Annotated in this window: 7 protein-coding genes and 1 pseudogene; 2 read left to right on the top strand and 6 right to left on the bottom strand. The window is 50.4% G+C overall.

Annotation, left to right across the window (positions count from 1 at the left end):
* Positions 1 to 111: 111 nt before the first annotated feature.
* A complete protein-coding gene (locus tag ACYVJM_RS17960; protein WP_461149613.1) occupies positions 112 to 810 on the top strand; it encodes an SGNH/GDSL hydrolase family protein in 699 nt (232 codons plus the stop codon).
* A 65-nt stretch (positions 811 to 875) separates the two neighbouring features.
* Here ACYVJM_RS17960 and ACYVJM_RS17955 read toward each other — a convergent pair whose 3' ends face one another.
* From ACYVJM_RS17955 to ACYVJM_RS17935, 5 genes are all read right to left on the bottom strand, one after another.
* Positions 876 to 2057, bottom strand: coding sequence for a glycoside hydrolase family 88 protein (locus tag ACYVJM_RS17955; protein WP_461149612.1), 1182 nt, complete (start codon positions 2055 to 2057; stop codon positions 876 to 878).
* Between the two features lie 275 nt (positions 2058 to 2332).
* The gene (locus ACYVJM_RS17950; RefSeq protein WP_461149611.1) at positions 2333 to 5446 is read right to left on the bottom strand and encodes an efflux RND transporter permease subunit; all 3114 of its coding nucleotides are present in this window, start codon (positions 5444 to 5446) and stop codon (positions 2333 to 2335) included.
* 54 nt (positions 5447 to 5500) lie between these two features.
* Positions 5501 to 6673, bottom strand: coding sequence for an efflux RND transporter periplasmic adaptor subunit (locus ACYVJM_RS17945; protein WP_461149610.1), 1173 nt, complete (start codon positions 6671 to 6673; stop codon positions 5501 to 5503).
* Between the two features lie 411 nt (positions 6674 to 7084).
* A complete protein-coding gene (locus ACYVJM_RS17940; protein WP_461149609.1) occupies positions 7085 to 7714 on the bottom strand; it encodes an NUDIX hydrolase in 630 nt (209 codons plus the stop codon).
* A 123-nt stretch (positions 7715 to 7837) separates the two neighbouring features.
* Positions 7838 to 9415 carry an NAD(P)/FAD-dependent oxidoreductase gene (locus ACYVJM_RS17935; protein ID WP_461149608.1) on the bottom strand — a complete coding sequence of 526 codons (1578 nt, stop codon included), beginning with the start codon at positions 9413 to 9415 and terminating at the stop codon, positions 7838 to 7840.
* A 258-nt stretch (positions 9416 to 9673) separates the two neighbouring features.
* Here ACYVJM_RS17935 and ACYVJM_RS17930 point away from each other — a divergent pair, with 258 nt between their 5' ends.
* Positions 9674 to 11608 (top strand): DUF4350 domain-containing protein, encoded by a 1935-nt coding sequence (locus tag ACYVJM_RS17930; protein ID WP_461149607.1) that lies wholly within the window; start codon positions 9674 to 9676, stop codon positions 11606 to 11608.
* Here the strand turns inward: ACYVJM_RS17930 and ACYVJM_RS17925 are convergent.
* Positions 11592 to 12885: pseudogene (locus ACYVJM_RS17925) on the bottom strand (GMC family oxidoreductase). The gene ACYVJM_RS17930 and the pseudogene ACYVJM_RS17925 sit on opposite strands and share 17 nt — an antisense overlap.
* Positions 12886 to 13014 lie beyond the last annotated feature (129 nt).

The raw sequence follows: 13014 nt of genomic DNA, 5'->3' as shown, positions 1-13014 counted from the left end.
GTTGCATCCGGAATGTTGGTTATTAACTTTTTTTTTATCATAAGCAACGCTTGTGTTCATGTGAACGTACAGGTAACGAATGGGTTTACTCGCCCCATTTATTGTTTGCTAATGAACGTGTTAGTAATTGGTGATGAACATACCTACGGTTATGGACTGGCTGTCGGGAAGCTTAGTTTTATAGGTCACTTTATCCGGCAGATGGGCCGAACCGGGCGGCCGGTATCGGTAGATGTGTACGCCCATCTTACGATGTCACAAACGATAGCCACCCTGGCCCAATTGCCATTAAACCGGTATGATCTTATTATACTTCAACTAGACCATACGCTGATTCAGGTACCGGCTTCTCAACTGGTTTCCTCAACGGTCGTTCAGATGCCGGTTATGCATTCGGGATCGATGATCGCCAGGGAAAGATCCTTTAAATCTCGTTTGAAATCGATAGGTACCGCGCTACGCTCACTTGTATGGCCTAATCGGGAGCGTATGGCCATTTCGGTGCTGCTGAATCAGCTAAGACCATACCGGCATAATGTTTTGCTGTTAACTCCGCTTGCCAGTCAGTACACAACCAGTCGTTGGTTGCAGCGACGAAGTCGTGCTGTTGTTTTGCAGGAAGCCGATAAACGTCTGGTGAGCGTTTTTGACACGGACTCCATCATACGGCCAAGAGAAGAGTATTTTCTGCCAAATGATCAGGTACATTTAAACGCCATTGGTCATGAATTACTGGGGCGTTCATTATACGATTTCTACGAATCGGCACCAACCATCGTTACTATTCAGTCTATTCGAAGGGATTACTAGACAGGGATTAAAAGAAAAGAGGAGCTGGTTGTACAACCAGCTCCTCTTTTCTTTTAATCCCTGTTTTATGACCGGAAGGCGTTCTTTTTGCGCAGTGCATCGTAACGTAAAAGCGCTTCCAGGTAATAGTAGTCTGTGTAAATAATAGGCGTATCTACTTCACTTTTGGCCGGTTTATGTCCTACACTGTGTTTCAGGATAAAATTGTTGTTCTCGCCCAGATTTGCTTTGTAAGCCGGGCTTGAGAGACTTTCCAGCATTTTAACCGCCGATTGGTAATAGGTCTTGGCCGATGGGCCGCCATAGGTACAAAGTTCGAACAGAGCCGCCGACGTAATAGCGGCTGCCGATGCATCGCGTTCTTCGTTGGGGATGTTGGGCGCGTTGAAATCCCAATAGGGAACCTTGTCGGCTGGCAGATTGGGGTGATTTAAATAAAAGTCGGCAATGTGCCGGGCCTGCTCCAGGTACTTCTTGTCTTTTGTTTCGCGGTACATAACCGTAAACCCATACAGTCCCCAGGCCTGCCCTCTGGCCCAGGCTGAGTTATCTGCATAGCCCTGTGCGGTTTTCTTGGCCGCAACGGTTCCATCTGGATTGTAACAGACAACGTGATAACTACTGTAGTCGGGCCGGTAGTGGTTCTTTATGGTGTTGTCGGCATGAGTGACCGATAGGTTATAAAAGTCTTTATTGCCCGATCGCTTAGCGGCCCAGAATAGAAATTCCAGATTCATCATGTTATCAATGATAACCGGATAGTCGTATGTCTGAAATTTGTTCCAAGATTTGATAACGCCCCGCTTTGGATCAAAACGCGTTGACAACGATTTGGCACCGGTTAACAAAATAGGGGGATAGGCTGCGTTTTTAGTCAGCCGATAGCCGTTGCCAAAAGGGCAGTATAGCATAAAGCCCAGGTCATGCGTACCCGTATTGTATTGCTCTTTTGCCACGGCCATTGTCCATTTATTAGCCGCTTCTTTCCACATAGGGTCTTTGGTGCGTTCGAAGATGTGCCAGAGTGATCCCCCAAAAAAACCGCTGCACCACCAATCCGATTTCCGGTCGTCGGGTGATCCGTCCGGTTTAGTCGATTGTGGAAATCGGGTTGTATCGGGGTGGCTTTTCAGCATGAGCGCATACTGCTTTGCCGCAAAGGCAAATTCTTTATCAACATCAATAGTTGTTTGAGCGAAGGTAACCTGCGCTGTAAAGAGCAAGCCAAGTAAAATGGAACGTTTCATGCGTGTTTGTTTCAAGGGAAGAGCCCGGTTCTTCGGGTTATGACAGACTCTGTTTTAACCTAAGCATAAAAAGCTTACTTTTTAATCAGTTGACCAGGGTTATCGGTAAAGTTTGTTTAGAAAGCCGGTTTCACTTTTAACTAAAATGCACCCAACTCGTTGCCGCATTAAACCAGCACTAACTATCGTAATCCCGGTAATGCAGAGTCGGTAAAAAACGAAGGGCATTCGACTAATCGAATGCCCTTCGGTAAGTTCAATCAGTTGCCCGATCGTTACGCATGTATTTCCAGTTCCTTCGGTTTTTCCTTGTCTTCCGACTTCGGGTCAACTTCTGGCTGAACATCTTTCCGACGAGACATGTAGGTGTAAATAACCGGTACCACATATAGTGTCAGAATGAGCGAGAACATCAGTCCCCCTACAATAACGATACCCAGCGGTACCCGGCTTTTTGAAGCAGAACCCAGTGCCAAAGCCAGTGGCAGAGCCCCAAAAGCCGCAACGAGCGTGGTCATCAGGATAGGACGCAGACGCAACGCAGCCGATTCTGCAGCTGCCTCGAACTTGTTCTTACCCGTTAGGCGCTGCTCATTGGCGAATTCTACAATGAGGATACCGTTCTTGGTAACCAGACCAACCAGCATGATGATGCCGATCTGGCTGAATATATTCAACGTCTGGTTAAACATCCAGAGCGAGAACACCGCACCGGCAAGGGCCAGTGGTACCGTAATCATGATGATGAGCGGATCGACAAACGAATCGAACTGTGCCGCCAGAACCAGATACACCAGAATCAGGGCCAGACCAAACGCAAACAGGGTATTAGACGAACTTTCCGCATAATCGCGGGAAGGGCCGGAAAGGGCCGTCTGGAAGCTTTCGTCGAGGGTACGAGCTGCAATGGCCCGCATGGCTTCTACACCATCGCCAACCGTTTTGCCGGGTGCCAGCCCTGCTGATACCGTCGCTGATTTGAATCGGTTATAGTGGTATACCTGGGGCGGGCTACTAACTTCCTGAAACTTAACCAGATTGTCCAATTGAATCAGTTGCCCCTGGTTGGAACGAACATAAAAGGAGGCTAAGTCGACCGGTGCATCGCGGTCAGCACGGTCTACCTGACCAATTACCTGATACTGCTTTCCGTTCATAAGGAAGTACGCCAGCCGCCGGTTACTAAGCGCAAGCTGGAGTGTTTGGGCAACATCCTGCACCGAAATTCCCAAGTTCGTCGCTTTCTCGCGGTCGATACTAATGTTCAGTTCAGGCTTGTTGAACTTCAAGTCTACATCGGAGTTCTGGAACGTTGGATCTTTGGCCACTTCGTCCAGAAACGTTGGCAGTTTCTCACGGAGTTTCTCGAAGTTCAGGTTTTGAATAACGAACTGCACCGGCAAGCCACCGCCCCGACCAACCTGAATGGTCTGATCCTGCGTGGCGAACATACGGGCTTCATTAAACTTCTTGAGATTTTTATTAATGTAATCGACAATATCCTGCTGAGACCGTTTCCGGTTTCCAGGCTCCACCAGGTTCTCCATGACGAACGAAGAGTTCACCGCACCCGCTCCCGAAAAGCCCGGAGCAACCACGCTGAAGGCTAGTTTGGTTTCGGGGATAGAGTCGAGTACGAACTCCATGACCCGGTCTGTCAGAGATGCCTGAGCCTCGTAGCTTGTTCCTTCGGGTGACGTTATAACCAGGCGGGTCCGGCTACGGTCTTCGAGGGGAGCCAGCTCCGATTTAAGCAGAGAGCCAAGCCCGAAGATGAACAGCAGGCACGCACCAATCATGACAAACGCCCAACCCCGTTTCTTCATAAAGCCGTTCAAGGACGATCGGTAGGAGGTATCCAGCCATTCAAAGAAGGGCTCCGTTTTTCGATAGAACCAGGACCGGCCATGGTTTTTGCTGGTCAGTTTTACACTCAGTACCGGTGTCAGCGTCAGCGAAACGAAGGCCGAGATCAATACAGCACCCGCAACAACGATACCGAACTCGCGGAACAGGCGGCCTACAAAGCCCTCGAGGAATATAATGGGCAGGAATACGATAGCCAGTGTGATACTGGTCGCAATGACGGCGAAGAAGATTTCGTTGGAACCCTCGCGGGCGGCCTCCCTGGTGTCCATGCCCTGCTCGATCTTCTTGAAGATGTTCTCAGTGACCACAATACCATCGTCCACCACAAGTCCCGTTGCCAGAACGATACCGAGCAGCGTAAGTACGTTAATGCTGAAATCGGCCACGTACATGATGAAAAAGGCTCCGATAAGGGATACTGGAATATCGATCAATGGCCGGAAGGCAATGAGCCAGTCGCGGAAGAAGAAGTAAATAACCAGTACGACCAGCACAAATGAAATAAGGAGCGTTTCGCCCACTTCTTCAATGGCTCGTCGAATAAAGGTACTCCGGTCAACGCCGATACTTACGATGATATCGTCGGGCAGGTCTTTTTTGAGCTGGTCGAAACGCTTATAAAATTCATCGGCAATGCTTACATAGTTGGCTCCAGGCTGAGGAATAAGGGCGAGAATTACGCCCACCGCCCCGTTCTGCTTAGAGATAGTTTCTTCGTTCTCCGCGCCAATGGTTGCATAGCCAACATCCTTAAAGCGGACAATTTGATTGCTCGTCTGACGAAGAATCAGGTTGTTAAAATCTTCTTCCGTTGTTAAACGACCTACCGCTTTAACCGTCAATTCCGTATTGTTACCATACACCTTTCCGCTGGGTAACTCAACGTTCTGCGCGTTCAAGGCCGTTTGTATATCCTGAGAGGTCAGGCGATAAGCCGATAGTTTGATGGGGTCGATCCAAAGGCGCATAGCCTGACGCTTCAAACCATAGATATTGGCCTGACTAACGCCCGGAATGGTTTGCAGACGTTCCTGAAGTACATTTTCGGCATAATCCGACAACTGTGTCGGGTTGCGGGTCGTACTCTGAACGGTCATGAAAATAATAGGATCGGAGTTGGCATCGGCTTTGGTTACCACCGGTGGCGCATCGATATCCTGGGGTAACTGCCGTTGGGCCTGGGCTACCTTATCACGTACATCGTTGGCGGCCTGCTCCAGGTCAGCATCGAGGTTGAACTCGACCGTTATGGTACTGGCACCCAAGGCACTGTTCGATGAGATCGTACGAATCCCTTCAATACTGTTCAGCGATTTCTCGATGGGTTCCGTAATCTGCGACTCAATAATGTCGGGGTTAGCACCGGTATAGTTTGTCCGTACCGAAATTACCGGCGGGTCGATAGCCGGGTATTCGCGAACACCCAGAAAGGTGAAACCGATAATGCCAAAGAGGACGATGACGATGGACATCACCATGGCAAAGACCGGTCGATTCAGACTAAGCTCGGGAAGACTCATGATTGATTGAGTTTATTTTGTCGGGTTTAGCAGCCATACTCCGCAAACGCCGTTTTATTTAAGTGCTACTTTCGGTTCTGTACCTGTAGCTGGCAGCGTAATCACCTTGTTGATCTTAACGGGTGAATCTGGTTTTAAAAACAATAAACCCGTCGTTGCTACTGTATCGCCTTTCTGCAAGCCTGATAAAATCTGTATTGTCCCGGCAGTACGCAAACCAGTTTTTACATCCTTGAACAGGGCTTTTCCGTTCTTCACCAGAATAACCTGATTTGTCCGGGTTTGGGGGATGATTGCCTGTGTTGGAACTACCAGACTTTGTTCGTTCTGAATCGTTAAGGTAACCCGCGCAAAGGTGCCCGGACGGAAACGGGGCAGTCCTTTTTCAACGCCAGTATTGTTAACTCTTGCCCGGATACGAAGGTTACGAGTCTGTTCTTCAACCCCCGGTTCAATGGCATATACAACCCCCTGACTTGACTGGCCGCTTCCGTCTACCATAAACGAAATCTGGCTGCCATTATGTACCGCCGGACCGTACTTTTCTGGAATGGAGAAGTCAAGTTTAAGCGATGATATTTGTTGCAGACGGGCAATGAGCGTATTGGGCGACACAACGGCTCCGGCACTCACGTTACGAAGGCCAATAACCCCCGAAAAAGGGGCCCTGATCTCTGTTCGCTGCAGGTTGGCTTTCACCAGTTCAATGTCGGCGAGGGACGACCGTAAATTTGTGGTGACGATGTCATATTCCTGCTGACTGATACCACCCCGTTCCAGCAATTGTTTGTTTCGCTCTTCGGTACGGCGGGCATTGTCGGCCTGTGCCTGAAGTTTCTGAAGCTGTGCGCGTAAGTCGGCATCGAAAAGCTTGACCAGCAAAGCTCCTTTGGCTACTGGCATACCTTCCTGAATGTTAAGCTGGGTAATTCGGGCTGAAATTTCGGGATAAATGTCAACCTGCTCGTTTGGCAACAGCGAGCCACTGGAAACAACATCTTCGCGCAGGTTTTGGGATATGACCACATAACCGTTTACGTTCGTTGGTCCGCCACCCCCCGGTCCGCCGGGTCCACCTTTACCACCGGGCCCGCCTTTAGCGTCCGGTCCACCTTTGCCGCCACCCCCGCCTGCCGACGCACCAGGAGCTGGGTGTAATACCTTATTGTACACAATTATCCCGCCGAGTACCAAAACGACGAGAACGATAGCAATCCATCTTTTCACAGGAAAATTCAGTCAGAAGGGCCTATAATTAAACGGCTAAACAGCCATGTTTGTTCTTAAACTACAAAGCTATCAAGGATGATGACTATAACAATCGGTAGCGGATTGAATATGAATGGATTTTAGCATAATTGTTCCAGCTTTTCAAGGGGTGTTAGCTCAACCGGAATGCGTATAAATCCTTAGTTCGATCCATCTGTTAAGTAAACTTTTTCACGCCTTGTGTACGGTTGTGAATTGGTAATGAAGCGTCTAGGTCAAGAAACTGTTAACTCTTTACTGACAAGTACAAGCTTCAGGAAGTACTTAGAATCGTATTTTTTATAATTGATTTATGGTCATAAGGTTTTGTCTCTGAATTGATTAACCAGAGTTATTCAATAGAATTTGAGTGTTAATGGTGAGTCTACTCTACGAATCAATGACCATCAGCAGTTCACTAATCATCATGGCCGTAGCGCCCCAAACGCGGTACCCCTGAATTTGATAAAATGGGGCGTCGACCAGTACGCCCCGGACGTCAATCTGGCTGTCGCCAACAATGGTTTCGTCCAGGAGCGTGTCCAGATCCACTTCCACGACAGCTTCAACTTCGCGGGGGTCCGGATAAAAATCGGGTCGGTAGGGGAGTACGCCCACCACGGGCTGCACGTAGAAATTACTGGGTGGAATGTATAACTCGGTCAACAGCCCCAGTACTTTCACATCAGACACCCGGATGCCCACCTCTTCCTGTGCTTCGCGTAAGGCCGTGCGGGTAAGGTTTTCATCAATGCGCTCCATGCGTCCGCCCGGAAAAGCCATCTGGCCGGCATGAACACCGTCGTACTGAGGCCTGAGAATAAGGGGTAGATAAATAGAATTCTGGTACGGGTAAAAACAGATCAGCACCGCACTCCGACGCGTCCGCTCATTCGGTTTGATACCGAGCCGATACCGGGCTGTGGACGCCATTTTTTTGTGGGCGGCTTCACCAGGCAACTGCTTTTGTAAGCGTTGGCGTAAATGTTCGGAGAAGGAATGAAAGCTGGTGCCAATCATTAGTGGATGGTTTATAGATAACGAGTCAACCTATTACATGTCAGTGGTTAGATGTCGAAGTACCCGTTATGCTTGTAACAACCTTGAATTTGAAAAGTTGACCCGCTCTTCAGGAACTTGACGCTACAGTCCTTTTTTGTACAATTTTACCAATTCTTCCGCACAGCGTTCTCCATCCATGGCAGCGGATACAATACCCCCGGCATAACCCGCTCCTTCACCGCAGGGAAACAGGCGGCTAACCTGCACATGCTCGCAGGTTTCGCGATGGCGCGGAATACGAACGGGTGAGGACGTTCGGCTTTCAACGCCAATTACCTGGCCGTCGTTACTCAGATAGCCGCGCATCTTCCGTCCGAAATCGCGCAGTCCCTGCCGCAGGGGTTGGGCAATGTGATCGGGGAGTACTTCACGCATATCGACCGAAGCCAGGCCCGGCTGATAAGAGGTAGGCAGGAGTTGGTTCGACACACGCCCATCCACAAAATCGGCAATGCGCTGGGCCGGTGCGGTTTGCCGACCATCGCCCATCTGGCATGCCCATCGTTCGAGATCCTGCTGAAGGGCCAGTCCGGCCAGCGGACCTTCCTCCGCATAAGGAGCCAGGTCTTCGTCGGCAATGGCGACAACCAGTCCCGAATTGGCAAACTGTGAATCACGACGAGAGGGCGACATGCCGTTGACGACCAGTTCGCCAGGTGCGGTGGCAGCCGGAACGATAAACCCGCCGGGGCACATGCAAAATGAGAAAACACCCCGTTCAACGCCCTTGAAACGCGTTTGAGCGACCAGGCTATACGACGCAGCCGGTAAATAATCGCCCCGGGTTGGCCTGTGATACTGAAACTGGTCGATCAGGCTCTGCTGATGTTCGATGCGAACACCCATCGCAAACGGTTTGGCTTCAATCAGCACATTTCGTTTGTGCAGCAGATAGAAAATGTCCCGGGCAGAGTGGCCCGTTGCCAAAATGACGCCAATGCCCGTCAGTGAATCACCATTGGCTAATACGACGCCTTTTAACTCATTACCAGCCAGAATCAGGTCGGTCACTTTTGTATCGAAACGAACTTCACCCCCAGCTTTCAGAATGCTTTCACGAAGGTCCGTCACAACATTGGGCAGCTTATTCGTGCCAATATGCGGGTGGGCATCGACAAGGATCTGTTCGGTAGCACCGTGCGCCACAAAAATTTCCAGTATCCGGCGAACATCGCCCCGTTTGGTCGAGCGGGTGTAAAGTTTACCATCAGAATAGGTTCCGGCCCCGCCCTCGCCAAAGCAATAGTTCGACTCCGGGTTGACAACGTGGTCTTTATTGATAGCGGCCAAATCGCGTCGGCGGGCGCGAACATCGCTGCCGCGTTCCAATACGATGGGTTTAATATCCAACTCAATCAGACGAAGGGCCGCAAAAAGTCCGGCAGGACCGGCACCCACCACAATAGCCTGAGGTGCCCGGCTCACATCCATTTGCGGTTTCTGGTACTGAATAAGCGGGGGAGGAGTTTCACCGGCATACACATCGACATCGACCTTCACCCGAACCTGCCGGTTGCGGGCATCAATCGACTGGCGACGTTTCCGCACGACTACATCCGCCGAATCGGGAAGTGAAAGGTGCGTTAATGCCTGATCCCGGAAAGCAGGTTCGTCCAGGGCTAACTCGGGAGGTAATGTAAGCGAAAGTTGATGAATCATTGTTGAATAGACCGGCAGGGGCCGTTGTCGCGGCTAATCGGCAAATAAACTGACTAAACGTATAAGGTTCACAAAACGATATACAAGTATCCCGTCAAGTAACAGGGATCAACCGGTTTGGGTTCTTTTACCATGATTTCAACAGCGGTTCTTCCTGCAGGCCTTCCGAAGCCGCTTTTGAGTGAATCCCTTTTTTGTATGTTTGGGTAGAATTTCCTTTAAGTGTGTTATTTAAGGTAAAAATAAGTATCGAGCATAATGAAGTTGAGTCTTATAGGTTGTCTGCTGACTGTCAGCTATTGTACACTGGCGCAGCCAACGGCCAGTAAATCCGGGAGTACTATACCCTGGTCACAACGAATGGTGGCCACGATCATGACCAACAACGCCGATTCGATTGCCTACGTCAAGGAAGGTAAAGACGCACGCTGGGAGTATGAAATGGGGGTACTGCTGGAGGCCGTTGAGCAAGTCTGGTATCGTACGGCCGACGACCGCTATTTTCAGTACATCCAGAAAAATATGGACCGGTATGTAAACGCCGATGGCGACATCCGCACCTATAAAATGGAAGACTATAACATTGACTTTGTGACGCCCGGCCGTGCTCTGCTTCTGCTTGCCCAGCAATCGTTGCCCGGCAATGCGAAATACCGTAAAGCAGCCGATATACTCCGTCAGCAAATCACCCAGCAGCCACGTACGAAGGAAGGGGGTTTCTGGCATAAGAAGCGTTACCCCTACCAGATGTGGCTCGATGGTCTGTACATGGCCGAGCCGTTCTATGCCGAGTACACCCGTCTCTACGGTGAAGAAAAGAACTTCGACGACATCGTCAATCAATTTGTATGGATGGAAAACCACGCCCGCGACGAAAAAACGGGCTTGCTCTACCACGGCTGGGACGAAAGCCGGGAGCAGAAATGGGCCAATAAACAAACGGGTAAATCGCCAAACTTCTGGAGTCGCTCTATCGGCTGGTATGTGATGGCGCTGGTCGACGCGCTCGACTACGTGCCGCAGTCGCACCCGCGCCGGGGCGAACTGGTCGCCATTTTACAACGGGTGATGCCAGCGATCGTGAGATACCAGGACCCAAAAACGGGGTGCTGGTATCAGGTAACCGACCGCCCTGGCGATAAAGGGAATTACATTGAGGCTTCGGGAACGTCGATGTTCGTCTATGCGCTGGCCAAGGGGATTCGGATGGAGTACCTGCCTGCATCCCTGACCGCACCGGCCCAGAAAGGCTATGCCGGGATACTGAAAAACTTTATTACAACCGATGCTCAGGGGCAGATCCATCTGGAGAAAACGGTTCTCGTCAGCGGCCTCGGTGGAAACCCGTATCGCGATGGGAGTTATGAGTATTACCTGAGTGAGCCGCTGCGTCAGGATGATCTGAAAGGCGTTGGACCTTTTATCATGGCCAGCGTGGAAATGGAAATCGCTGCTGAACGAGGCATTGCCAAAGGCAAAACCGTCGCTGTCGACAACTATTTTAACCATGAGTTCCGGAAAGGGGCGACGGGTGAGCAGGAGCCTTTTCACTATACCTGGGAGGACCAGATGCACTCGGGCTTTTACTGGTGGGGATCTATCTTCCGAAATTTGGGGGCCAAAACGGCTACCGTTGCGGGCGCACCAACGGCAACTTCGCTGAAGGGAGTGGACGTGTACATTATTGTCGATCCCGACACGCCAAAAGAAACAGCGAAACCTAATTATGTTCACGAAACGGACATCAACGCCATTGCCGATTGGGTAGAGGCAGGTGGTACACTGGTGCTGATGGCTAATGACACCTCGAACTGCGAGCATGTAAACTTCAATAAGCTGGCCGCCCGTTTCGGGATGCAGTTCCTGCCCAAAAACCGCAATATGGTACAGGGCACCCAGTGGGATCAGGGGACGATCTCGATTCCCGCCGGTGGGCAGACTATCTTTCCAACCACCCGGACAGTTTACATTAAAGAATTAGCACCGTTGGCCGTGAAAGCGCCCGCAAAAGCAGCCGTGACCGATGGCGGTGACATAATTATGGGGGTAGCTACCGTTGGTAAAGGAAAGGTCTTTGCCGTCGGGGATCCCTGGCTCTACAATGAGTACGTCGATGGTCGCCGAATACCCGCTAAATTCCAGAACTTCCAGGCCGCCAAAGAATTGGCAGTCTGGCTTATGTCTGGTAAATAATTATTGATGTAGTGAGTTTCGTCTTCTTCACCGCATAGTTTGCGGCCCTTGCGGTGAGGGCCATGTAGGTCAGGGATGGGTTTTGGGTGCTGGTGGACGTCATGCAGGCGCCGTCGGTAACGAAAACGTTTTTGCAGTGGTGAAGCTGGTTCCAGCGGTTCAATAATGATGTTTTGGGATCATGTCCCATACGAACGCCACCCATTTCGTGGTTCTCACTGCCAGGCAATCGGCCAGTATCCTGGGTGCGGATGTTTTTGAATCCGGCCATTGTGAACATCTCGGTTAGCTGCTCGATGTAGTCTTTCAGAATCTTTTCGTCATTGGCATTGTAACCAACCGATACCCGAAGCTGAGGAATGCCGAATTTATCTTTTAGAACCGCGTCCAGGCGAACGGTGCTTTCCGCTTTTGGAATGGTTTCGGCCATCATGGCTGAGCCTACGTGCCAATCGTCCGGCGTTGGATCGAGTAATTGCTGTTTTAGCAAAATTCCGATGCCGTCCTGGTTTTGGTTCAGTTCTCTTGAGGAATAGAACGTAGAGGTATAGCCACGCAGAAAATCGGTTTCCTGTTTATAAACGTTTCTGAATCGGGGAATATAATATAGCTGCTGTTGGGTCGGCGACCATTGGTCATGAATTCGTCCAGCCCTTCGTAGGTTGCTGAAATACGACCCCGATAACTGTGAAACGCCATGTGTGTACCCAGTAGTCCATTGTCGTTATCCAGCCCGTTCGGGAACCGGACAGACGTTGAACTGAGCAGAATAAGGTTCGTATGCAGTGCCGATGCGTTCAGGAAAATGATTCGGGCGTAGTGTTCCGTCATTTGCCCGGTGTTCGTATCGATAACCCCAACGTTCGGTGCTGGCATTGGGCGCGTTCCTGTTGAAAATGAATTTCTTTCGGAGTTGTACGGCCGCCCACCTGATAGCCGTGAATCCAGTCGAACGGCTTTTCCTGAATGTAAGGTTGATCGCTGTCTTTGGCAAAAAAGTGCCGGGTATCTTCACGAAAGGCATAATTGCGACTGGCAATGGTGTATTCCTCCCGACTGGCAGGCGGAACCTGACCACGATGGACCATCTCCCAAAGATTCAGCAGGGTCTTGGGTTAGTCGGTAACGTGTTTCACATCCCGTCCGCGCTCCAGTAAAAGCGTATGCAGACCGTGTTCGGTAAGTTCTTTTGCTGCCCAACCGCCACTAATACCCGAGCCAATGACACTGGCATCGTAGGTACGGGCTTTCTGGCTATCGATCGTTAAACTGGCCATGCAGGATAAAAGCAGACAAATTTCTACTCTTAACCATATCTGTAATTCTTTCGTGCCGCGTCGGTATCTTCTCCGGTTTATTCTCTTTTACCAGCTTACCCGGTTCGAGTGGCTGCTAGTTAGTATAGC

The sequence above is a fragment of the Spirosoma pulveris genome (assembly GCF_054781875.1).
This window is presented reverse-complemented; position numbering and strand designations above follow the sequence as displayed.

What these genes read in the sequence shown, in the direction of transcription:
- ACYVJM_RS17935 (WP_461149608.1), bottom strand. Translation starts at nt 9,415, where the DNA reads ATGATTCATCAACTTTCGCTTACATTACCTCCCGAGTTAGCCCTGGAC.
- ACYVJM_RS17950 (WP_461149611.1), bottom strand. Translation starts at nt 5,446, where the DNA reads ATGAGTCTTCCCGAGCTTAGTCTGAATCGACCGGTCTTTGCCATGGTG.
- ACYVJM_RS17960 (WP_461149613.1), top strand. Translation starts at nt 112, where the DNA reads ATGAACGTGTTAGTAATTGGTGATGAACATACCTACGGTTATGGACTG.
- ACYVJM_RS17930 (WP_461149607.1), top strand. Translation starts at nt 9,674, where the DNA reads ATGAAGTTGAGTCTTATAGGTTGTCTGCTGACTGTCAGCTATTGTACA.
- ACYVJM_RS17955 (WP_461149612.1), bottom strand. Translation starts at nt 2,057, where the DNA reads ATGAAACGTTCCATTTTACTTGGCTTGCTCTTTACAGCGCAGGTTACC.
- ACYVJM_RS17940 (WP_461149609.1), bottom strand. Translation starts at nt 7,714, where the DNA reads ATGATTGGCACCAGCTTTCATTCCTTCTCCGAACATTTACGCCAACGC.